This window comes from Streptomyces sp. AHU1, from assembly GCF_045343905.1.
GTDB classification, from domain to species: domain Bacteria; phylum Actinomycetota; class Actinomycetes; order Streptomycetales; family Streptomycetaceae; genus Streptomyces; species Streptomyces triticiradicis.
In genome coordinates this window covers 7,826,864-7,849,314 of sequence record NZ_CP174283.1, presented here as the reverse complement: position 1 = coordinate 7,849,314, position 22,451 = coordinate 7,826,864, and the positions used below count along the sequence as shown (strand labels likewise).

The following is a 22,451-nucleotide window of genomic DNA, read 5'->3' as shown; positions in this document are numbered from 1 at the left end:
CGTCACTCCGCTGTCAGGGGCCTCCGGAGCCGGGTCAGCCCAGCTTCCCGTGGGCGGCGGCGAGGAAGGTGTTCATGGGGGCGCGCAGGTGGTCCCACGCGGCTTCGGGGGCGCCGAGGTCCTCCCACAGGACGTGGTTCACCGCACCCGCGTAGTCCCAGGCGAGCCGGTGGAGCTCCGGGCCGACGAGGACCAGGATCATCCGCTCGCAGATCCAGAGGCGTTCGATGAGGCCCCGCGCGGCGGCGAGCCACTCGGGCGTGCAGCCGGAGGACCAGTCGGACGCCTCGTAGCGGTCCTCGGCGAGGCGTATGCCCTGCTGTGCGAGCTGGATGAACTCCCTTATCGCGTCGAGGCGTTCGGCACGGCGGGCCTCGGCCAGCTGCGTGGCCTGGCGCTTGTCCTCGGTGCGGGCGGCCTGGCGTGCGGTGGTGAACTGGGCCAGGTAGGACATGCTTCCGCCGAGTACGACACCGATCAGCGATGCCCAGATCTGATTCACAGGACGAATTCCGCTCCGTCCAGAGGGATCTCGGCTCCGGCCGCGGTCACCGACGCGTAGGCGTCCGTGGCCGGGTCGAGCAGTGGGTTCGCGCTGGCGAAGTGGGTGTAGACCACGCGCGGGCCCGGGTGCCGGGTCAGTGCGGCCAGGCTGCCGTCCGCGCCGGAGACCGGAAGGTGCCACGAGGCCGTCCGTCCCCGGGCCGCCCGCACCGGGGTGTCCGTCTCGCCGGCCGCGTAGAGGGTGCCGCCGAGCAGGACACGGGTCGCCCCGGCGATCAGTTCGTCCAGCGCGGGTGTCCACTCCCCCAGGCGGGGTGCGTAGACGAGCACGCCGCCGCTGGCCAGGTCCTCGATCCGGTACGCCGTCACCCAGCGGTCGTCGGCGGCCCCCGGGATGTGGCCGGGGGCCCTGGAACCGAGCGCGCGGGCGCTGACGACCAGCCCTCCGGCCAGAACGAAGCCGCCCTCGGTGAAGCTGTCCTCCCACTCCCACGGGGCATGGCGTTCGAGAAGGGGATGCAGGGGCGAGAGCGCGGCGAGGACGGGGGGCGAGGCGTAGATCTTCAGTCCCTGGGCGCCGTACAGCCCGGTCAGCCCCGTCACGTGATGGGGCTCGGCGTCCGTCAGGAGGACGCCTCGTACGGGCGTGCCGCCGGGGCCGGGTGCGAGCGCGGGGGTGGCGTTCAGCTGCGTACGGAGGTCGGGTGAGGCGTTGAGCAGCCACCAGTCGCGGGAGTTGCCGCTGACGGCGGCGCACTCCTGGGTGCGGGCGGGCAGTTTCCCGTCGCGGGCGGCCGAGCACCGCGCGCAGGCGCAGTTCCAGCGGGGGAAACCGCCGCCGGCGGCGGTACCCAGCAGGACGACTTTCAAGGGAACCCCACTCCTCCGCGGCGGCTTTCCAGGGATCTTCCCCTTACGGACGGCCCGGGCCACCCCCGGACGAGGAGCGGATCCGGACATCCTTCGCCCGCGGACCGGCCTCACCGGTCCCGGTACGGAGCCGTGGGCGGGGCCCGCGCCGGACGGCCGGCGGTCCGCTGCCTCACCAGCAGAGTGCGTACGCCCTTACCTCACCAGCAGAGTGCGTACGCCCTCGGAGGTGAGGGTCAGACCGTGCGGTGAGGCGGCGTCGATGATGAGGTCCAGATCGCCCGGGGGCCACTGGGAGGCGAGCGCGGCGAGCGGCACGAGCCGGTAGCGGGAGACGGAGGGCAGGAGCTCGGTCAGCTCCTGTTCCGAGGTGAACACCGGAACCACCTGTCCGCCCTCGGGATCGTCCAGGACGGGCAGGGCGACGGCATGGGGATCGGCGATGTCCTCGTCCGTGGCGTCGTCCGGCACGGGCACCAGTACGTCGCTTCCGGCGAGCGTGTCCAGCGCGGCGGCGTCGTCGGTGTTCACGACGAGGGTGTCCAGTGCCTCCTGGGCGGGCGTCGCCGCGGGCGCGGTCGGATGGTTGTTGTTCAAGGGCGTGTCCATGGCAGATTCCCGGGTCGTGGCGGGCGTCGGACACCCGGGCCGGTCCCGCTCCCGGGCGTGTCGACGGTCACGTACCCAACGCTCATCCCGCCATTCATCCTGGGTCCCGCCAGGTGCGGTGGCGGCGGTCACGGTGTCCCGCCCGGGCGTGGGGCGCCCGGGCGGGACCGCGGTGACCGCCGCTCGCGTAGCCGTCCGCCGGCCCCCGGTTACTTCAGGTAAGGGCCGTCGGTGCCGATCTTGCCGGGGCCGTTGAGGACGTAGACCCGCAGGTTGCCCTTCCCGGGCGCGGCCACCGCCAGGGTGCCGCCGGAGACGGTCTTCACGTCACCGGTGACGGCGTCCGTGTAGGTGCCGTTCGGGATGCCGGTGAACGTCGCGTCGCCGGTGACCGTGACGAGGGCGAAGCTGTCGGTCGACCCGCTGGTGTAGCGGCGCTTGAAGGCCATCGAGCCGCTGATGCCGTCCGTCGAGTACTGGCCCGACTGCAGGGCCGGGATCGCCCGGCGGATCAGGTTGAGCCGCTGGAGGTGCTTGACCAGCGGCTGCGCGAGGGTCGTGGCGACCTCGCCGCTCGCGGAGTCGGCCTTGCCGAAGTCGGAGGCCGTGACGCTGCCGGCGAGATGGTCGCCGTAGTACGCGCGTCCGGTGGTCGCCAGCGGGCAGGTCGGCCCGCAGTCGATCTGCTTGCCCTTCTGGAACTCGATCTCCGATCCGTAGTAGAGCGTGGGGATGCCGCGGAAGGTCCACATCAGGGACATGTTCTCGGCCCAGGCGTCGGTGCCGCCGGCGTAGCGGGTGCTCGACTTGTTGGGGCCGTAGTCGTGGCTGTCGACGTAGACGACGTTGTACGTGGCGTCGTTGACGGAGTCGTCGGAGTCCTTGCCGTTGCTGTAGGCGTTCTGCGCGTCACCGAAGTTCATGTGCATGCGCATGTCGATGATGTTCATCCCGGAGAACTGGCTGCGGTCCGGGGTGTGATAGCTGTTCCCGCTCAGGAAGGCGTTGGTGGAGGTGGGCTGGTCGCCGGTGCCGAGCTGCTCCTCGTAGTCGTACTGCTCGATGGCGGCGGTCTCGTCGTCGGCGCTGTAGTCCTTGCGTTCCTTCCAGGTGTAGAACTGCGCGGAGTGGTTCACCGAGCCGCGGTTCCACTTGTCGTTGACGAACGCGCCGACCTCGCCGAAGACGAAGAAGTTCTTCGCGGCGTCCGTGCCGAACCGCTGGGTGACCCGGTCGTGGATGGCGGGCAGGAAGCGGCGGTTCCAGGTGACGCGCGGGATGTGGACGGCCGTGTCGACGCGGAACCCGTCGACACCCATGTCGATGTACTTGTCGTACGCGCCGATCAGGTAGTTCTGGACGGTGGCGTTCTCGGTGTCGAAGTCGGCGAGGTCCTCGTGCAGCCAGCACGAACGCGAGTCCTCGCCCTCCCAGTTGCCGATCCAGCACTGGTGGTAGTACGCCTTCGGGAACATGCCCGAAGTGGGGCTCGGCCACTGGCAGTTGTAGAGGGTGTAGCCCTCGGCGCTCTTGCCCCCGGTGGGCTTGCCCCAGTTGAGGCAGGTGTTGCCGGAGGGTTCGGCGGTCGACCACAGGTCGCCGTTGTAGTACGACTTCCCCGACTTGGGTTCGACGGTCAGGCCGTCGTACTCGAAGCCGTCGTTCTTCTCGTCGTAGTACCAGCTCCACTGCGCGTCGCGCACGCCGTAGACCGTGGGGGTGAACAGGCCCTTGGCGCCCCAGCGGGAGCTGTGGTTGTACACGACGTCCTGGTAGATCTTCATGCCCTTGGCGTGGGCCGCGTTGATCAGGTCCTGGTAGGAGGCGCCGGCCGACTCCAGGCGCGGGTCGACCTTGTAGAAGTCGTAGCCGTGATAGCCGTGGTAGTCGTAGTCCGAGCGGTTGAGGACGACCGGGGTGATCCAGACGGCCGAGAAGCCGAGCGCCTTGATGTAGTCGAGCTTGTCGACCAGGCCCTTGAAGTCACCGCGGAACATGGGGTCCTTGTTGGCCGCGTTGCCCGACTTGACGTCCTGGCTGCCGCCGCGGTCGTTGGAGCTGTCACCGTCGTAGAAGCGGGCGGTGAGGACGAAGTAGATGGGGTCCTTGCGCGGGTCGGTGCCGAGCGGTGTCCCCGCGGCCGGCGCGGGAGCCTTCTGCCCGGTCGTGACGGTGGCCGCGGCGGAGGCGGGCGAGGTGTTCCCGGCCGCGTCGACGGCCTTCACCGTGTAGGCGTACTCGGTCTTCTCCTCGAGTCCCGTGTCGGAGTACACCGTCGAGCCGACGTCGGTGACGACCGTGCCCTTCGTACCGCCCGTCCGCGTGAGCTGGTACTTCGTCACGGCGGTGTCGTCTGTCGCCGGGTTCCAGCTCACCACCACCGAGGTGTTGGTGGCGCTCGCGGTGATCCCGGTGGGTGTGGTGGGCGCCTGGGTGTCGGGTGCCTGGGCCGCGCAGGGGTCCTTGGCGTCGGCGGTGACGGTCCGGTCCTTCACGGTCGTGGTGCCGGACGGGATCGTGTAGTCGGCGCTGTTGTTGTTGTCCCAGACGCCGTTCCCGTTGTTGAAGGCCGCCTTGAGCGAGGTCGCCGTCCCGATGTCGAGGGTCCTCTTCCACCATCCGGTGCAGGCGCTTTCCATGCCGACGCCGGGGACCGTCGTCCAGGAGCCGCCCGTGGGCGCGTAGTGGATGTTGGCCGTGGTCCAGCCGGAGGTCGCGGTCGAGTAGTACACGGTCGCCCGGTTGCCGCTGCCCGTACCGGTGTCGGCGCACGGGTCGCTGTGGGCGATGACACCGTCCTTGACGGTGATGGTGCCGGTTCCCAGCGCGTAGTTGTTGCCGCCGTTGTTGTCCCAGGTGCCGCTTCCGTTGTTGAAGGTGGCCTGCAGTCCGGTGGCCGAGCCGAGGTCGACGGTCTTCTTCACCCAGTCCGTGCAGGCCGCCTCCATCCGGACGCCGGGCACGGTGGTCCAGGAGCCGCCGTCCGGGGCGTAGTGCAGGTAGGTGGTCGGCCAGTTCTTGGTCTTCGTGTAGTAGAAGACGGTCGCCGTCGTGGAGGTGGCGGCCGTGTTCTCCAGGGGGACGGACCCCGTGTCCGGCGGGTTCAGTCCGAACAGTCCGGTCACCGCCAGGAGCGCCACCAGGGCTCTCAGCGGCGGGCGTCGACGTCTTCGGTTCATGGGGAGGCTCCAATACGGGTGCGGGGAGGGGGAGTTGACTTGCAAGAAGAACCGGTAAATTCCTGAAAGCCTTTGCAGCCCGGGAAGCTACAGGTACATGACAGCGACGTAAAGAGATGTGACAACGACCGCCGCGCGAGGAACGGCCGTCGCGCCGGGCGGGATCGGGCCGGTGCACTTCCGTTCGCCTCGGCGGGGCACCGGGGCGCCGGAGTGAACGCCCTTGCCGCGCCGACGGCCAAGGGACCCGCCCGCGCCGTCCCGACGGGCTCCGTGGAAGATGGATCCGCCGCTCACGGCGGCCGGGAGCGCGAGCCGACGCCCCTCGGTCACGACGGGCGGTCCCTCGAAGGTCAAGAATCCCCCGGGCGCGGGCAAACCCTCCGACGCCTGGTGAGAAGCTGTGGCCGGACCGGCGTATCCAAGGCGGAAGGGCATCCGCAGCCACGCCCTTCCCCGACCGGAGGTACCTCGAGCGTGACCACCACCAAAGAAGCCCCACCGCCGGTCCGGCCGCGGGACGAGGACGGCCGTCAGGGCCGGCAGGGCTGGAACTTCGACTCCCCGCTCGCCCTGACCATGCTCCTCCTGCTGGTCATCGCGGCACAGGGGCCGATCCGCGGGGCGCTGTCCGCGCCGGTGATGCAGAGCTGGATGACCGTGTTCGTCGCGGTGGTGGTCCAGGCCCTGCCCTTCCTCGTGCTCGGCGTCCTGCTGTCCGCGGTCATCGCGGTGTTCGTCCCGCCGACGTTCTTCGCCCGCGCGCTGCCGAAGCGGCCGGCGCTCGCGGTGCCGGTCGCCGGGATGGCCGGGGCGGTCCTGCCCGGCTGCGAGTGCGCCTCCGTACCGGTCGCCGGGGCGCTGGTGCGCCGCGGCGTCACCCCGGCCGCCGCCCTCGCCTTCCTGCTGTCCGCCCCGGCGATCAACCCGATCGTGCTGACCGCGACCGCCGTCGCCTTCCCCCGGAACCCGGAGATGGTCCTCGCCCGTTTCGTGGCCAGCCTCCTCGTGGCCTGCGCGATGGGCTGGCTGTGGCAGCGCCTCGGCCGCACCGACTGGCTGCGCCCGCCGGACCGCCCCGCGCACGACGGCCTCGGCAAGGGCGCGGCGTTCTGGGGGTCGGTTCGGCACGATGTGATGCACGCGGGCGGGTTCCTCGTGCTCGGCGCGATGGCGGCGGCCACGCTCAAGTCGGTCGTGCCCGCGAGCTGGCTGCACGCCGCGGCCGGGAATCCGGTGGTCTCCGTCCTGGCCCTCGCGGTCCTCGCCGTCCTGCTGTCGATCTGCTCCGAGGCCGACGCGTTCGTGGTCGCCTCGCTGACCCAGTTCTCCCTCACCGCCCGGCTCGCGTTCCTCGTCGTCGGCCCGATGATCGACCTGAAACTCTTCGCCATGCAGGTCGGCACGTTCGGCCGCGGCTTCGCGGCACGCTTCGCGCCCGCCACCTTCGCCCTCGCGATCCTCCTGTCCGTACTGACCGGGGCGGTACTGCTGTGAACCGGCAGGCACAGGCCGCCGTGCTCTTCCTCGTCGGCGCCGCGGTGCTGCACGCGAGCGTCACGGACCTCTATCTGCGGTACGTCAAGGCCGGGTTGCGGCCCCTGCTGCTCGCGGCCGGCGTGGTGCTGATCGTCACGGCCCTCGCCACGGTCTGGTACGAGATGCGCGAGCACCGGAAGGCCTCCGCCGACCGGTCCGGCGACGAACACGGGTATGGGCATGGTCACGGGCATCGTGAGCCGCGTATCGCGTGGCTCCTCGTCCTCCCGCTGCTCGCGCTCATCCTGGTCGCCCCGCCGGCCCTCGGCTCCTACAGCGCGATGCGCACCGGTACGGCACTTCAGGCCCCCTTCGGCTACGCCGAACTGCCCGCCGGTGATCCGGTCCCCCTCGGCCTGGTCGACTACGCGGGCAGGGCGGCGTACGGCCACGGCCGTTCCCTCGGCGGCCGGCAGGTCAGGATCACCGGCTTCGTCGCGCTCGACAGCGCCGGTGCCCCCTATCTCGTCCGCATGGCCCTCAACTGCTGTGCCGCCGACGCCCAGCCGGTCAAGGTCGGCCTGTCCGGGCGGATCCCGCCCGTCCTGCGGCCCGACACCTGGCTCGAGGTCACCGGCCGCTACACCGCCAGGCGCACGACGGACCCGGTCAACGGCGGCGTCATCCCCTACCTCGAGGTCAGCACGGCGAAGCCGGTCCCGGCGCCGCACGATCCGTACGACGAGAGCTGGAACAACTGAGCCGAAGGCGGCGGGGCAGTTCCACTGCGGTCTGCCCCGGGCTCAGGCCTCGCGGTCCGGCAGATAGCTCGCGAGGCCCCGCAGGATGATCTCCAGGCCGATGTCGAACCGCTCGTCGGAGGAGTCCGTCACCATCACCCCGGACAGGGCCCGCAGATGCGGGAAGTCCCCTTCGGGCAGGGACGCGAAGTAGTTCTGCATCTCGTCGGCCATCTCGCGCCAGTCGGGGCGGGCCAGGGAGCCGCCCCCGGACTGCTCGGCGGCCCGGTCCTGCCACATGCCCTCCTCCAGGACGAACCCGTCGATGTAGGTGGAGATGAGGTCACCGGCCTCGGCGGCGATGCGGTCGGGCAGCCCGGCGGTACGGAAGATGGCGAGCAACGCCTCGACGTACGGCAGCAGTTCGGCGGTGAAGGGGACGTGTGCCATGGAGATCCTGGCCATGTCGCGATGGGACAGCAGCCGCCACCGCCAGGAGCGCGCGTAGTCCCTCACCTGCTCCTGCCACCGTTCCGGGTCGGGTTCGGGCAGCATGAAGCCGGCGAAGAGCCGGGTGTACATCAGCTCCAGGAGGTCGTCCTTGGAGCGGACGTAGGCGTAGAGGGCGGAGACCGCGACCTCCAGTTCGGCCGCCACCTGACGCATCGACAGCTTGTCGAGACCGGCCCGGTCCAGCACGACGAAGGCCGCCTCGACGATGCGCTCGCGCGACAGCGGCTCGCGCGCCGGGGTGACGCGAGCACGGACGGGACGCTCGCGCTCCCAGGGGGACGGCGGGGGTGATTCGGGGGTGCCGGCGGCCGCGTCGCTCATGAGCACAGTGTAGGCGCGTGGAGAGCAGTGTTCTCTCCGAGAGAGCGGCGTTCACCCGGCGTCAACGCGATATATCTTGTCTCCCTCGCCAGGTTGCGCTATATCTTAATGAACGCCGTTCTCGTGGTGAGCAGTGTTCTGTTAAAGTGAACGACGTTCTCCAGCGTCTGGTCCCTGTTCCTCCCTCCATGACGGCAAACCGGGCAGTCACACATCCGCCGCACCGCGCTCCGGTCGTACCCGGCGCGGCCTCTTTCCGAGGAGTTCCCGATGTCCACCACCGGTGTCGCGTCCGCCGGGACGCCCATCGACTCACCAGCGCCCTACCGGTGGCGCTGGGCTGCGTTGTTCGTGATCCTCGCGGCCGAGGTGATGGACCTCCTCGACGCCGTCGTCACGAACATCGCCGGCCCCTCCATGCGGGCCGACCTCGGCGGCGGCGCCTCCACGCTGCAGTGGCTCGCCGCCGCCTACACCCTCTCGATGGCCGTCGGGCTCGTCACCGGAGGACGGCTCGGGGACATCCACGGGCGCCGCACGATGTTCCTGGTCGGCGCCGCCGGCTTCACCCTGGGCTCACTGCTGTGCGCGGTGTCCGTGTCGCCCGGGATGCTGATCGGCGCGCGGGTCGTGCAGGGACTGTTCGGCGCGGTGATGCTGCCGCAGGGCCTCGGCATGATCAAGGAGATGTTCCCGCCGAAGGAGTCGCAGAAGGCCTTCGGCATGTTCGGCCCGGTCATGGGTCTGTCCGCGGTGTGCGGGCCGATCCTGGCGGGCTGGCTGGTGGACGCCGACTACTTCGGCACCGGCTGGCGCATGATCTTCCTCATCAACCTGCCGCTGGGTGCCGCCGCGATCCTCGGTGCCGTGCGCTACCTGCCGAGGGGCCGGTCCGAGAGCAAGCCGCGCCTGGACATCCCCGGCATGATCCTGGTCTCCCTGGCCGCGCTGCTCATCATCTTCCCGCTGGTCCAGGGCCGTGAGTACGACTGGCCCGTGTGGACGTTCCTGATGATGGGCGCCTCCGTCGTCGTCTTCGTCGCCTTCGCCCTGTACGAATCGCGCCGCAGCAAGGCCGGCCAGGACCCGCTGGTCGTCCCGAGCCTCTTCCGCAAGCGCGGCTTCAGCGGCGGCATGATCCTCGGACTGGTCTTCTTCTCGGCCATGCAGGGCTTCATGCTCGTCTTCAACCTCTACACCCAGATCGGCCTCGGTTACTCGCCGCTCAAGGCGGGCCTGGTGATGGTTCCCTGGTCGGGCGGCATGATCGTCGGCTTCGGTATCGCCCAGGGCGTCGCCAAGTTCGGACGGACCGTGCTCCAGGGCGGCACCCTGGTCATGGCGCTCGGCGTGTTCGGCGTGTGGCTGACCCTGGACATGACCGGCAGCGGCGTCGGCCCCTGGCAGCTCCTGCCGTCCCTGCTGGTCACGGGCATCGGCATGGGCCTGCTCATGGCGCCGTTCTTCGACATCGTGCTCGCCAGCGTCGAGCAGCACGAGACGGGTTCGGCCTCCGGCACGATGACCGCGATACAGCAGCTCGGCGGCGCCTTCGGCGTGGCCGTCCTCGGCACGGTGTTCTTCGGCCTGGTGGGCGGCGGGATCGCCACCGCCGTCGACCACCGCTCGGACCACCTCCGGGAACAGCTGACCGCCGCGCACGTCGCGCCCGAGGCCCAGGACCGCATCGTCGCGGGCCTGCGCACCTGCGCCTCTGACCGCGCCACGGCCAAGGACCCCGCCGCGACGCCGGCGTCCTGCGCCCGCCTGGAGAAGGAGACCCGCTCCGCCGTGACCTCGCCCGAGGCCGGCGCCCGGATACCGGCCGCCCTGCAGGACACCGCGTCGTCCGCCTTCCGGAGCGGTTTCGGCTCCGTCATGCAGACGTTGCTCTGGGTCGTCGACGGCATGCTGGCCCTGACGTTCCTGCTCGCGTTCCTCCTGCCGCGCCACGCCCGCCCCGAGGAATCCGCCGGCCACTGAGCCCGGCTTCTTCACGAGCCGCGTCGACATCGACATCGGCTTCGGCTTCGGCTTCGGCTTCGGCGAACGGGACGGCCGGGCACCTCAGGGGTGTCCGGCCGTCCCGTTCCCCGCGCGGGCCCGCCGCCATACGAGCCGAGACCCGGTGCGGGCCGAAGCCCCGGACCGCGACACCCCCAGCCGGCACCCCGCGCCGGTCCGTGCGGAGCGTGCCGCGTACCGTGCAGGCGGGCAGGACGCGCCCGGGACGACGAAAAGCGGTCCGTCGCTCCGCCGCACCACCCGCTCACCCGGCGGGCCCGCCGTCACGGCCGCCCCGCCCGACCCGACCCGTACCGCCCCGTCCCGTCCCGTCCCGGAAGGACGAGCCCCGTGCTCACGTCGTACGCAGCCCACTTCGACACACCCTCCGGGTACCTCGACTTCGCACGGTTCGGTCCCCCGTCGCGGGACGCCGTGGCCGCCACCGCGCGAGCCATGGAGGAATCCGCCCGCGCCGATCACACCACCGTGGACGGCCTGATGCGCGCGGAGGCACTCGCGCGGGACACGGCCGCTCGCCTCGTGGGCACCGACAGCCGGCACACCGTGCTGCTGCCCAACGCCTCCACCGGCCTGTTCCACGCAGCCCTCGGCATCCGGGAGGGCGTGGTCCTCGCGCCGCGCACCGACTTCCCGGCCAACCACTATCCGTGGCGCCGCGCCGCCGGCCTGGGCCGGGCCACACCGCGCTGGCTCGACCCGGAGCCCGGCGGCGGGGTCACCGCCGATCTGGTGCGTGCCGCCCTGACCGACGACGCCGTCGCCCTGTCCGTCAGCGCCGTGGACTTCCGCACCGGATTCCGTGCCGATCTGGCGGCGCTGCGCGAGGCGGTCGGACCGGACCGGCTGCTGATCGTGGACGCCATCCAGGCGTTCGGCGTGGCCGCGATGGACTGGGACGCGGCCGACGTGGTGGTGGCGGGCGGTCAGAAATGGCTGCGCGCGGGCTGGTCCACCGGCTTCGCGGCGCTGTCCGACCGCGCGCTGGAGTCGCTGGAACCGGTCCTCACCGGCTGGACGGGCGTCGAGGACGTCGGCCTGTTCGACGGCGCCGAGCACCCGCCCGCCGCGGGCGCGCAGCGGTGGTCGATCACCAATCTCAGCCCGGTGACGGCAGCCGCGTTCGCGTCCGCGCTGGAGCTCGTGGAGCGGTACACGGTCGCCGCGATCGAGACCGCCGTCGCCGAGCGGATCACCGGACTCACCGAGACCGTCATGGCACACGGCGGCCGCGTCCTCTCCCCCACCGACCCGGCACTCCGCGCGGGCATCCTGTCCTTCACCATGCCGGACCACGATCCGGCCGTCGTCGCGAAGGCGCTGCACGCCGAGGGCGTCACCCCGACGGTGCGCGCCGACTCACTCCGCTTCTCCCCGCACGCCTCCACTCCTCCGGAGGCGACGGAACGGGTGGCGGCGGCCTTGTCGTCGCTCCAAGGGGCACGTCGGTGAGCCGACCAGGGCACGAGCGCGGCGGGCGATGCGACCGAAGGCGCGGCCCCCGCCACCCCTGCAGGAGCAGCAAGGAACGATGCGGACGGTGAATCAGGTCCGATCGGTTCCACAACCACGTTTGGAACAAGCGGAGTTGGGCTACTTCCGTGTGACAGGACAAACCTTCCCGACTGCTCATCCCGCATGAGTACGTGTACTCATGCGAGACGCGGAGGGCGGATCGGAGACTGCGCGCATGACACTCCGGCCGACGAGCGGAGCGTCCCTCCCGGGGAGACCCCTCCGACCGATCCGATCGAACCCGGCGCCCCGACAGGACCCGAGACGGAGCTGAACGCCCGCGACTGGTGTGCGAGCGTCCAGCACGAACAGCGCATCGTCCAGGCGCTGCAGGCGGTCCGGGAACCCACCCCCGCCAAGGTCCGCAAGACCCTCAACGGCCTCGGGTACATCGACGAACGCATCCACGGCCTCGAGCAGGACGGCAAGGCCACGCGCTTCCGCCTCGACCTGCGCGAGAGTGGCGGCCGGCTGTGCGAGGCGGGCCGGGCCGCGGGCGAGGAGACGGACGTGACCGTGTGCGCGGCCCCTACCACCGGAGAGTTCACGGTCACCGGCTCCGGCTCGTCGAGGTGACGCCGGGCCCGTGAAGGGCCGGGCCGGTGCCCGCCGTGAAGCCGTCGCGTGTGCCGGAGGGCGGATGCCGCGCGGCCCCGGGCGGCGGGGGGTTCACGTCCTGTCGGTCGGCAGCGCCGCCGCCGGCCATGTGCCCGGGTCGATCCCCGCCCGCGCCATCGGCGCACCCCCGCGCCCGGATCGCACCCCGTCCCGGATCCCGCTCGTCCGGCGTGTGCGGTCCCCGAGTAGCGGACGAAGAGCGCTGGGACAGGGGCCGGATAGGCGAGCCGCCCAGAGTGGGTGGAGGGAGTCACCGGAGTGGCTCACGCGGCGAAGACCTCCCGCGTGAGCCGTTCTCCGATGCCCCACCGCTCCATCGCTCCACTGCTCACCCAAGGAGATGTGCGATGTCCGCACACTCACGACTCACGCACGGGGGAATCCTGATGAGCTTCAATTCCACGATCCTCAAGGGCGGTATAGCCGCCGCCATGACCGGTGCCGCGCTGATGAGCATCGCCACCTCGGCCGGCGCCAGCACGAATGCCTCCTACATCGGCTCCGGCTACCCGAACAGCGGCGCCGCGGTGTGGTGCGTCCAGCACAACATCAACTACTGGCTCGTCACGTCCGGCTCCGACGCCCCGACGACCGGCGAGGACTCCAAGTTCGGTACTGCCACCAAGGCGGCCATCAGGGAGTTCCAGGGCGAGATGGGGCTGCCGCAGGACGGCGTCGTCGGCCCGAAGACCGGCAACGCGATCATGTCGCACGGCGACCCGTACTACACCGGCTCCAACATGCCCAACGACGCCTGGCACCAAGGGACCAAGTCCGCCTACTGCTACAGCTACATCCCCACCAGCTGGTAGTCGGCGGCCGACAGTCGTACCGCAACAATCCGCAGGCCCCGCTTCGGCGGGGCCTGCACGGCTCCCGTCCGATCCGGCAGCGAGGCGCCCGGCGTCCCCGGCCCCGCCGGAGGGTGCCGGGCGCTCCGGTGACGCGCTCGCTCACCCGACGGTTTTCGTCCACCCGGGCGCGGCCCTGTTCAAGGCGTGGATCCGATGCCCTCCCGGAGGGAAGCGAGCGCCTCCTCGCTCTCCTCCAGGACCTTCTGCAGACCGTGCTCGCGCGCGACCGCGACAGCCTCTTCCCAGCACGCACGCGCCTGCTCGACGTCACCGGCCCACAGGTGCATCTGTGCGGCACCGTGCAGACTGTCGGCGACGGCGTCCTGATCGTCGATCTTCCTGGCCAGTTTCAGCGAGTCCGCGTACGCCGCGAACCCCTCTGCCGCTTGTCCGAGGGCACGGTGGCATTCGCCGATGCTGTAGAGGCATCCGGCGATGTACTGATCCAGCCCCTGTCTACGGAAGATCGCCAGGGCTTGGGTGTGTGCCTCGAGGGCTGCCGCGGCGTCACCGCTCGCGTGCAGGACATTGCCCTTCAGCGACAAGGTGATCACCGAGTCCTCCGTGTGCCCCAGTTGCCGGCGCAGCCGCTGGGTCTCCTCCAGGACGGCGACCGCCTCCGCCAGCCGGCCCGCCTGCCGGTGCACCAGGGCCAGATTGCCCAGCACGCTCGCCTGCCCCTCGCGGTCCCCCGTCTCCCGGTGCAGGGCGAGCGCCGCCCGCAGGTGCGCCAGGCACTCCTCGTTGCGGTCGGCCATGCCGTTGGCCGCCCCGAGCGCGTTGTGCATGTGGGCCTGGCCCACGAGGTCCCCGCGTCGGCGGGCACTGTTCATGGCCGCCGTGAGGCACTGCGTCCATTCACCGGCCCACCAGTAGGCGTGCCCGTAACCGATCATCGCGTACGCGGTCCGCCAGGACATCTCGGGTTCGGAGGTGTCGCCGGCCAGTTCGATGACCGTCTTGAGAGAGGGCATCTCCTGCCCGAACCAGGCGAGCGCGTCCCGCCCGTCCCGGAAGTCCGGCAGGGGAGCCGAGGCCTGCGGGGGGTCGAACAGAGCGAGCGGCGCCGTCAGACTGTTCGCCCTGTGGGCGGCGGCGCTGTACCACGTCACCAGCCGCAGAAGCGCGGCCTCGCGCTCGGCCTCGGGCTCCTCCGTCAGGGCACACTGTTCGGCGAATTCCCCGAGGAGGTCGTGGAAGCGGTATCGGCCGGTGTCGGTGGCCTGCAGCAGATGCGTGTCGGCCAGCAGATCGAGCACGTCGGCGGTGTCGGCGAGGGACTCGCCGAGCAACGCCGCCGCGGCCTCGGGGGCCACGGGGTGGGAGGGCCACAGTCCCAGGAGCCTGAAGGCCCGGGCGGCTTCTCGTTCCATCGGGTGCCGGCTGTCGCGCAGGCCGTTGTAGCCGAGCACGAAGGTGTCGTGCACCGCGAGGTGGTCGACGGCGAGCGCTCGCAGGCGACTGCCGCTGCCGGAGAGGCGCCGAGCCAGCGTGTCCAGCGACCAGGTGGGCCGGGTGGCCAGCTGCGCCCCGGCGATGCGCAAGGCCAGCGGGAGACCCGCACAGGCGTCGAGGACGAGCGATGCCGACTCGGGATCGGTGCGCAGCGCGTCCTCGCCGCAGAGCCGTTCCAGCATTCGGTGCTGCTCGTCCTCGGCCATCGGATGCAGAGCTATGCGGGTCGCTCCGTGCGGACCGGCCAGTGCCCGGCGGCTCGTGACCAGCACGGCGCTGCTGCCGTTTCCCGGCAGCAGCGGACCGATCTGGTGGGTGTCGCGCGCGTTGTCGAGGACGATGAGGACCTGCCGATCGGCGAGGACCGCCCGGTAGAGCGCCGCGCGGTCGTCCACGTCCTCCGGCAGCGAACGTCCGCTGACGCCCAGGTCCATCAGGAACCGGCCCAGGACGTCGAACGGCGTCCGGGGTTCGCCCGCGCCGAATCCACGCAGGTCGGCGTACAACTGACCGCCGGGGAAGGCGGCGGCGAGACGATGGGCGGCGTGCAGCACGAGCGCCGTCTTGCCGACCCCGCCCATCCCCGACACGACGACGACTCTCGGAGCCGAGCACGGCGACCGGTCGGCCGTCCCTGTCTCGAGGAGGGTCGCCATCTCCTTCTCCCGGCCGATGAAGTCGGTCAGATCGTGCGGAAGTTGACGGAGCATCGGACTCCCCGGCGACGGGGCCGACGCGACCTGGTCCTCCGCCGAAGCGGGCGGCGCGGAACCGGACGGCGCGAGAACGGCCCGCGTGACTCCCGGTGCGGCTGCGGCACCGGAAGGCGTGGGTCCGGCCGGTACGGGTCCGGACGGCGCGGGTCCGGCCGGTGCTGACGGCGGGGCCCCGGTCGGGCCGGACGGCGCCGGGCCGGACGGGGTGACGGCCCGGGACGGCTGGTGCGCGCCGGGCGACGGCCGAACGCCGGACGGCGCCTCCCGGACGAGGTCACCGCGAAGCATGGCGCCTTCCAGGGCGACCAGTTCCCGGCCGGGGTCCACCCCGTAGTCCTCGGCCAGCAGGGCTCGTACGGTGCGCAGGACGGCAAGCGCCTCCGTCTGCCGGCCGGCGAAGTAGAGGGCGCGGGCAAGCCGCTCGGCCACGTCCTCCCGTTCCGGGAACTCGGCGGACAGGGCGGACAGTTCGGGTATCAGAGCGGAGCAGTCGCCCCCGGCCAGCTCCGCGTCCGCGACCATCATGTGCGCCCGGAACCGCTGCTCACGCAGCCTGGCGCGGGCCGCGTCCGCGAAGGGCGCGCCGATCCCCGACAAGGCCTCACCGCGCCACAGGGCCAGGGCCTCGCGCAGCAGTCCCACGGCTCGTTCGCGCTCCGCGGAGCACAGGTGCCGTTGCGCCTCGGTCACCAGCAGCTCGAACCGCGCGGAGTCCAGTACTCCTTGCTGGAGGTTCAGCCGGTAGCCGGCCGACTCCCGGGCCACGTGGTCGGGCGCCGGCAGGAGACGGCGGACCTCGGACACGACCGTGTGGACCTGCGCCCGGGCCGTCTTGGGCGGGTTCTCACCCCACAGACCGTCGATCAACGCGTCGATGGTGACCAGCTCGCCCGAGTTCAGCAGGAAGAAGGCGAGTGCCGCCTGGACCCTGGGGCGGGTCGGTTCGACCCGTCGCCCCTCGACGCGCAGCTCCAGCGAGCCAAGAATTCCGTACTGCAACGAGCCCCCCGGCCACTCATCCCGTGCGGCGCACCCTCGCCGAGGTGGGGCGCGGGCGACTTGGCACAACCGTCAGAATACAGCCCCAAAGCCGCACGCTCCGTCAACACCGCACGTCAGCACTCTCTTTCGCTCGTACGCTCGCCTCCCGGTTTCTTCGTTCCGGCAGATCGTCCGGCGTGGGCGGTGTTCACCCTCGCACCGGCTGGAATACGCGTTCACGGTCGCCGGTTGCAGCGGAACATGCGTCATCCCCAGGAGCCGCCCAGCGGCATGCACCCGCTGCTCGCCGAGCGCTTCAGCCCCTACCGGTTCGACCCGTCGGCGGTTGTCGACGACCACGCCCTCGGGCTGCTGCTGGAAGCCGCGCGGTGGGCACCGTCGGCGGGGAACTCCCAGCCGTGGGGCTTCTTCGTCGGCAGGCCCGGCGAACCGGAACACGACCGGGTGCTCCCTCACCTCGCGCCGAGCTCTGCCCGCTGGGCGACGGACGCGGGCCTGCTCGTCGTCACGCTGACGCGTCGGCACGTCGATGACACGCAGTTGCTCTACTCCGAGTTCGCGGACTACGACCTCGGCCAGGCCGTCGCCCACATGACCGTTCAGGCCCAGGCCATGGGGCTGGCCGCGCACCAGTTCCGGGCCTTCGACCTGGAAGGGCTCGCCAAGGAGCTGGACCCGAACCCGGGCTGGACGATCGTCTCCATGGTCGCGGTGGGCAAGGCGGTCGGCGGCCCTCCGGAGGGCCGTGCCCGGCGCAGCGTCGCGCACTTGCGCTCCGCCCCCTGGTCACCGGCGGAGTAGCAGCCGAGCCGTGACGAGCACGGTGTCCTCAGCGGAACTCGTGGACCACCTGGATCTCGCCGACGATATGGGCGTTGAAGTCGTCCAACTCCTCGGCCGGGACCCAGAGCTCGAGGATCGTCCGCCCACCGGCCTGCTGGACGGGGTACCGGCGCAAGAACTCCGACTCGACCTCGAAACGAGTGACGAAGCCGGCGCCGCTGTGCTTCACGTTCCAGTCCCGCGCGATCCTGACCGCGTAGTCCTCGTTGAGGACCGGGTAGAAGATCGGCTGCTCGGGCAGCCGGGGCGGCCAGGCACGCCAGTTCAGCTCCCGGACCAGATCCAGCTCCTCGGGACCGGTGGGGCGCCACAAGGTCGTCGTTGCCTGCCGGCTGGTCATCTGCGTCACTCTCTGGATACGGGCCGCCGGTACGGCGGGTCGGGAGGCCGGACGATACCGGCCCCCTGAACTCGGCGGCTACGTGATTTCCGTTCGGGCCGTGACCTGCCCGACGCCGCCCCCTCGGAGACATGCGGCCGGGCGGTCCGGCGGAAGGGGTCAGTGCTCCAGGTCCGCGCGCATCGCGACGAAGAGCTTCCCCGCGTCGGCGAGGGTGCTGTTCTCGAAGAGCGCGACGGCTGCCGTGCCCTCGTCGGCCCAGCCGCAGATGACATTGCCGTCCTCGCTGAGCGAGGCGAGCAGACACTCCACCGAGCCGCCGAGCGGTCCCGCCTCCACCGGCTCCGCCTGCGGGTTCCCCAGCTCCGGATCCCACTGGATGTGCTCGAGCATGCCCCGGAACAGGTGCTCACGGCGCTTGTTGGTGTCCTCGGGCACGTGATCGACGCCCTCGAACAGCACCGGCGTGCCCTTCCCGTCGGCGTCGCCGTAATTGCCGGTGACCAGTTTCATGCCGTCCCGCATCTCGCCCGGGTCGACAGGCACGTCCGTCAGGGCCCTGCCGCCCGTCAGCTTGTCCAGACCGCCCGCCGTGGGCGCGTCCTTCAAGGTGCGCGGGCCACTGGGCTCCGTGGTGGGCGTCGGCGACACGGATTCGGAGGCGTGTCCGGCCGGGGAACCGGAGGCGTGTCTGGCCGGGGAACCGGAGGCGTGGCCGGCCGGGGAACCGGAGGCGCGTCCGCTCGCAGAAGCGGCGGGCAGGCCCTCCTCCTCCGTCCTGCAGCCACCGACCGTCAGGATCGCCAGTGCCACAACGGCCGTCAGGCCCGCTCTTGTCGCGGATGCACGCTTCATGAAATTCCCTGCCGCTCAGCTCACGATGTTCGTCGCCGCTCCGGGCGGCGACCACGATCAGTGACGAGCTTTTCCGGCCACACGGTTCCCGCCTCCCCGGACTGTCCGTGCGGGGAGGCCGTCACGTCGCTCGGCGGGTGGGCCGGACGGCTTCCGGACGGCTTCCGGACGGCTTCCGGACGACGGCGGCGAACCCGGCACCGCGGGGGACCTCCGAGCGCCCGTCCCGTCCTCGTCGGGCTGGAACAATCCCCCCATGACCACCGACGGGATCCGCGTCCGGGCGGGACGGCCCGAGGAGGCCGCCGCGCTGAGCGCGCTGGTGCTGCGTTCCAAGGCCCACTGGGGTTACGACGACGCGTACCTGGCGGCCTGCGCGGACGAACTCCGGCTGGCCCCGGGAGACATGGCCGGTCGCAGGGTGAAGGTGGCCACGGCGGGCGGCCGGGTCCTCGGGGTCGCCGCTCTGGACGGGGAGCCTCCCCGCGCGGAGCTCGGCATGCTCTTCGTCGATCCGCCGTCGATCGGCCGGGGAGTGGGCCGGTCGCTCTACCGGCACATGCTCGCGGAGGCCGGACGGATCGGCTGCGACAGGGTGACCATCACCGCCGACGCGCACGCCGAGCCCTTCTACCTGGCCATGGGCGCGCGCCGCACCGGCACCTCGCCGTCCTCGGGAGGGCTGGTCGGGATGGAGGCGTGGCCGGCCGGTGCCGCTTCCTCCTGGGTGCGGGCGTGGACGGGAGGCGGACGCTCCGTCCACCTCGGCAACGTGGCGGAGTTCCACGCCCAGTTCCCCGGCGGCGCGCCCGCGGACGGTGTCCCGCACTATGCCTGCCTCTCCGTCTTCGCCGGCCCGCATCCCGCGCTGGTGGTCCTGCCGCTGCCGGTCGAAGCGGCCTGGACGCGTGCTCTGGCACGGCAGCTGGAGTGGGACGAGGTGGAGGTGCACTGCGTGGACGCCCCCGGCGGCACCCTGTCCCAGGCTCTCCTGGACCGGCCGGCGCTGACGCGGCGCATCCGGGACTCCGGCCTGCCGGTGCTGGCCTGGGGACGTACCGAGGCGTCCGAACGGCTCGTGCCGGGGCCGCCCCTCCGGCTCGGCCACGAGTCGAAAGCCGCCTCCCACCGGCTCTTCCGACGGCTCGCCGCCGCTCACCCCGGCATCCGGGTTCCCGCTCAGGAGCCGGTCCGCTCACGGCGCGAGCTGGCACGGGTGCTGGCGGACCGGGCGGCGGCCGGGCTGACGAGCGTGGTCAAGGGCGAGTACGGCGTCGGCGGTTCGGCCACCGCCGTCCTCACACCCGAGGACGTGCTGTCGGGCGGCGGCACGCGGGCTGCCGCGCGGCGGCTCTTCGGCGCAGGCCTGCTGGTGGAGGAGTACGTGCCCGGCGCCGACCTGTACCGGAACCCGACTTTCGACGGAGTGGTCGCGCGGGACGGGACCGTCCACGCCGTCGGCACAGGACTGATGGAGGTCACCGGAACGGCCTACCAAGGGGTCACCGTCGGCCCGGGTGTCCTGCCCGGGGCACTGGCGGCGACCGCGACCGCGTTCGGCACGGCCGTGGGAGAGGCCCTGTCGGCGGAGGGTTATCGGGGTTGGTACGACGTGGACTTCGTCACCGACATGGCCGGACGGCCGGCACCCACCGAGATCAATCTCCGGCTCACCGGCCCCGCCGTCGCCTTCGTCCTGCAGAGCCGCCTCGACGGCGTGCGGGGAGGCCGCCACCTGGTGCGCACCCTGGACCGCCTCCCCCTGGGCGCACGGCTGCCCGCCCCCGCCCTGCTCGAACACTGCGACGGCCTGGCCCGCCGGTGCGGAGCTCTGGGCGCCCTTCTGCTCACCACCATCCCCACGGCGGGACTGGATCCCGTGCCGTACGTCGGGGTCGCCCTCGCCGCACGGTCGCGTCAGGCACTCGACGAGGCCGAGGCACTGGTCCGGTTCGGCAACGGCGCGCTGGGCGGCCTGTTCACCGGCCCAGCCTCCGGCGCCACTTGGGAGTCACGGCGACGAAGGCGGCGACCACGACTGCGGCGATCATGAGCGACACGTTGAAGGCGTAGACGAGGACGGCCTGCGCCGGCCAGTCCGTCTTGGCGGTGAGCCGATAAGAGTTGTCCTGCGGCCACCACGCCGCCAGCAGCCAGACCACGGACAGGTGTGCCGCCGTGGTGAACCAGCCGCTGTGCCCGACCCGCGCCATGCCCGGCCGCCCCACCAGCAGGAAGGCCACGCCCGCGCCGAAGGCGACGTTCTCGCAGAAGTAGAGGAAGCGGAAGCGGTCCGCGTACGGAGCGGGCACGTCCGACAGGTCCGTCGAGTACGGCCACAGAAGGTCGGTGAACACCCAGGCCAGCAGTGCGAAGAGCGCTACGAGGACCAGGATCCCGGCCACCGCGCACCCTGCCGGCATCTCCGGCGACGCGGGGCCCGCGGTCCCTCCCTTGCCGCCGAGGAGCGGCCCCGGGCCGACGGGCAGGGGAAGATTCCTGCGGTCGACCTTGTCGGCCCGGGTGCGGGGCAGCGACCTGACGGACACCACCGCATGAGGCTGCGCGTCCCTTGGCACCGTGCGGCACACGTGCCGGTGGACGTCCACGGGGTCCAGCTCGCGGCCCTCGACGGGTACCGCGTAGGCCACGACCTCGACGTCCCGGGAGGGTTCGGTCTCGACCTCGGCCACCAGGCCCTCGCGCACGTCCGGGTGGCCGTGCAGGGCGCGTTCGGCGGCGGCGTACGCACCCTGCCGCCGGCCCAGGAACTCCAGCAGGCCGTCGTCCCGGATCCGCCCGTCGTCGCCGGTGTCGACGCCGTTCAGGACGATGGGCCCCCGCTCGCCGGGAGCGGATCCGCGGACGGCGAGATAGGTCCCGGGGAGCGGGACGCCGATCAGTGAGACCGGTTCGCTTCCGGACTCCGACGGCTGCCGCGTCTCCGGCAGCTCGAAACGGGCGCCGGCGCCGAACGCCTCGGTGACGGTGTAGGCGTTGACCACGCGCACGTCGCCGCCGAGCCTGTCCTTCAGGGCGCGCTGTTCGTCGAGGTACCAGGTGTCGCCCGTGACGGTCACCAGGCGCAGCCGCGTCGTCCGGGGCGGCTCCTGGGCCGTCAGCAGCCGCGCGGTGGGCACACCGCAGGCGAGCACGGTCGCTTCCTCGTCCGTGATGAGCCGTCGCAGGGCCGCGCCCCGGGCCGCGGGGTCGTGGTGTTCGTCGCCGTCGGGGAGGATCAAGGTGCCACCGGAACCGAGAGCCCGTACCCAGCCCGCCGTGAACCCCGCGGATTCGGGCGGGGCCGTGTGCACGTGGCGGTCGTGGGCGTCGGAGCCGTAGACCTGTTCCCAGGCGTTCCGGGCCGTGACGAGGTCGTGGTGGCCGACCGGGACGAGCCCGGGCGGCCCCGTCGTCCCCGCGGTGAGGAGCACGCACGCGGTGGCGCCACGGGCGGCCGGCACGTCCTGTGCGTCATCCGCGTGCGGCCGTGCCCCGTCCTCGCCCGCCGGCCCCGCTTCGGCGTCGACGCACACCACCCGCCGGTGCGGACCGTCTTCGACCGCCACCCGGTACAGCTCACGGGTGAGCACGACGGTCGGATCGGCGTCCGCCAGGGCGCGCCGCAGTTCCTCCTGGGGCACGGTCGGGTCGAGCGGCAGGTAGGCGCCCCCGGCCCTGAGGACACCCAGCATGGCGACCAGAGCGGCGACGGGCCGGTCCAGCACGACGGCGGCCAGCCCGCCGTCCCCCAGACCCGCGCGGCGCAGACGGTCGGCCTCGATGTCCACGAGGCGGCCCAGTTCCCCGTAGGTGATCCGCTCGACACCACACACGACCGCCTCGGCCGACGGCGTCGCGTCCACCCATCCGGCCACCAGCCCGTCCACGCGCTGCTTGCCGACCTGCACATGTTCCACCGACATCGAACCCCCCTCGTGACCAAGCACGTTGGCAGAATTATGCTGACAAGTCACCTATCCGGTGAGTCGATTGCCTTTCCTTGTCGCCCA

The 22,451-nt window shown here is 71.7% G+C and carries 17 protein-coding genes; 8 read left to right on the top strand and 9 right to left on the bottom strand.

The window, feature by feature from the left end; genetic code table 11:
• Window positions 1–34: 34 nt before the first annotated feature.
• The 4 genes from ACICHK_RS34620 to ACICHK_RS34605 all read right to left on the bottom strand — a co-directional run bounded on the left by ACICHK_RS34620 (window position 35) and on the right by ACICHK_RS34605 (window position 5,162).
• A complete protein-coding gene (locus tag ACICHK_RS34620) occupies window positions 35–502 on the bottom strand; it encodes a hypothetical protein (RefSeq protein WP_406839992.1) in 468 nt (155 codons plus the stop codon).
• Window positions 499–1,374 carry a pyrroloquinoline quinone biosynthesis protein PqqB gene (gene pqqB, locus ACICHK_RS34615; protein WP_406839991.1) on the bottom strand — a complete coding sequence of 292 codons (876 nt, stop codon included), beginning with the start codon at window positions 1,372–1,374 and terminating at the stop codon, window positions 499–501. The genes ACICHK_RS34620 and pqqB overlap by 4 nt, the downstream gene beginning before the upstream one ends.
• A gap of 195 nt (window positions 1,375–1,569) precedes the next feature.
• Complete coding sequence (locus ACICHK_RS34610; RefSeq protein ID WP_151468945.1) at window positions 1,570–1,983, bottom strand: SseB family protein; 414 nt, start codon at window positions 1,981–1,983, stop codon at window positions 1,570–1,572.
• 209 nt (window positions 1,984–2,192) lie between these two features.
• The gene (locus ACICHK_RS34605; protein ID WP_406839990.1) at window positions 2,193–5,162 is read right to left on the bottom strand and encodes a carbohydrate binding domain-containing protein; all 2,970 of its coding nucleotides are present in this window, start codon (window positions 5,160–5,162) and stop codon (window positions 2,193–2,195) included.
• A 477-nt stretch (window positions 5,163–5,639) separates the two neighbouring features.
• Between ACICHK_RS34605 and ACICHK_RS34600 the strand changes: the two genes are divergently transcribed.
• Both ACICHK_RS34600 and ACICHK_RS34595 read left to right on the top strand, forming a co-directional pair.
• Complete coding sequence (locus tag ACICHK_RS34600; RefSeq protein WP_406839989.1) at window positions 5,640–6,659, top strand: permease; 1,020 nt, start codon at window positions 5,640–5,642, stop codon at window positions 6,657–6,659.
• Window positions 6,656–7,402 (top strand): TIGR03943 family putative permease subunit, encoded by a 747-nt coding sequence (locus ACICHK_RS34595; protein ID WP_406839988.1) that lies wholly within the window; start codon window positions 6,656–6,658, stop codon window positions 7,400–7,402. Before ACICHK_RS34600 ends, ACICHK_RS34595 begins: the two co-directional genes overlap by 4 nt.
• Window positions 7,403–7,444: 42 nt before the next feature.
• Here ACICHK_RS34595 and ACICHK_RS34590 read toward each other — a convergent pair whose 3' ends face one another.
• Window positions 7,445–8,215, bottom strand: coding sequence for a TetR/AcrR family transcriptional regulator (locus tag ACICHK_RS34590; protein ID WP_406839987.1), 771 nt, complete (start codon window positions 8,213–8,215; stop codon window positions 7,445–7,447).
• A 270-nt stretch (window positions 8,216–8,485) separates the two neighbouring features.
• Between ACICHK_RS34590 and ACICHK_RS34585 the strand changes: the two genes are divergently transcribed.
• The 4 genes from ACICHK_RS34585 (at window position 8,486) to ACICHK_RS34570 (ending at window position 13,185) form a co-directional block, all read left to right on the top strand.
• Complete coding sequence (locus ACICHK_RS34585) at window positions 8,486–10,198, top strand: MFS transporter (protein ID WP_406839986.1); 1,713 nt, start codon at window positions 8,486–8,488, stop codon at window positions 10,196–10,198.
• 372 nt (window positions 10,199–10,570) lie between these two features.
• Window positions 10,571–11,692, top strand: coding sequence for an aminotransferase class V-fold PLP-dependent enzyme (locus ACICHK_RS34580; RefSeq protein WP_406839985.1), 1,122 nt, complete (start codon window positions 10,571–10,573; stop codon window positions 11,690–11,692).
• A gap of 186 nt (window positions 11,693–11,878) precedes the next feature.
• The gene (locus ACICHK_RS34575; protein ID WP_406839984.1) at window positions 11,879–12,331 is read left to right on the top strand and encodes a hypothetical protein; all 453 of its coding nucleotides are present in this window, start codon (window positions 11,879–11,881) and stop codon (window positions 12,329–12,331) included.
• 428 nt (window positions 12,332–12,759) lie between these two features.
• Window positions 12,760–13,185 (top strand): peptidoglycan-binding protein, encoded by a 426-nt coding sequence (locus ACICHK_RS34570; RefSeq protein ID WP_406839983.1) that lies wholly within the window; start codon window positions 12,760–12,762, stop codon window positions 13,183–13,185.
• 179 nt (window positions 13,186–13,364) lie between these two features.
• Here ACICHK_RS34570 and ACICHK_RS34565 read toward each other — a convergent pair whose 3' ends face one another.
• Window positions 13,365–16,397 (bottom strand): BTAD domain-containing putative transcriptional regulator, encoded by a 3,033-nt coding sequence (locus ACICHK_RS34565; protein ID WP_406839982.1) that lies wholly within the window; start codon window positions 16,395–16,397, stop codon window positions 13,365–13,367.
• Between the two features lie 243 nt (window positions 16,398–16,640).
• Here ACICHK_RS34565 and ACICHK_RS34560 point away from each other — a divergent pair, with 243 nt between their 5' ends.
• On the top strand, window positions 16,641–17,201 hold the full coding sequence (locus ACICHK_RS34560; RefSeq protein WP_406839981.1) for a nitroreductase family protein: 561 nt from the start codon (window positions 16,641–16,643) through the stop codon (window positions 17,199–17,201).
• A 28-nt stretch (window positions 17,202–17,229) separates the two neighbouring features.
• Here the strand turns inward: ACICHK_RS34560 and ACICHK_RS34555 are convergent, their stop codons facing one another.
• Window positions 17,230–17,583 (bottom strand): hypothetical protein, encoded by a 354-nt coding sequence (locus ACICHK_RS34555; RefSeq protein WP_406839980.1) that lies wholly within the window; start codon window positions 17,581–17,583, stop codon window positions 17,230–17,232.
• A gap of 159 nt (window positions 17,584–17,742) precedes the next feature.
• On the bottom strand, window positions 17,743–18,438 hold the full coding sequence (locus ACICHK_RS34550; RefSeq protein WP_406839979.1) for a hypothetical protein: 696 nt from the start codon (window positions 18,436–18,438) through the stop codon (window positions 17,743–17,745).
• Between the two features lie 256 nt (window positions 18,439–18,694).
• Between ACICHK_RS34550 and ACICHK_RS34545 the strand changes: the two genes are divergently transcribed.
• Window positions 18,695–20,491, top strand: coding sequence for a GNAT family N-acetyltransferase (locus ACICHK_RS34545; protein WP_406839978.1), 1,797 nt, complete (start codon window positions 18,695–18,697; stop codon window positions 20,489–20,491).
• Here ACICHK_RS34545 and ACICHK_RS34540 read toward each other — a convergent pair.
• A complete protein-coding gene (locus ACICHK_RS34540; protein WP_406839977.1) occupies window positions 20,418–22,364 on the bottom strand; it encodes an AMP-binding protein in 1,947 nt (648 codons plus the stop codon). The genes ACICHK_RS34545 and ACICHK_RS34540 overlap by 74 nt on opposite strands.
• Window positions 22,365–22,451 lie beyond the last annotated feature (87 nt).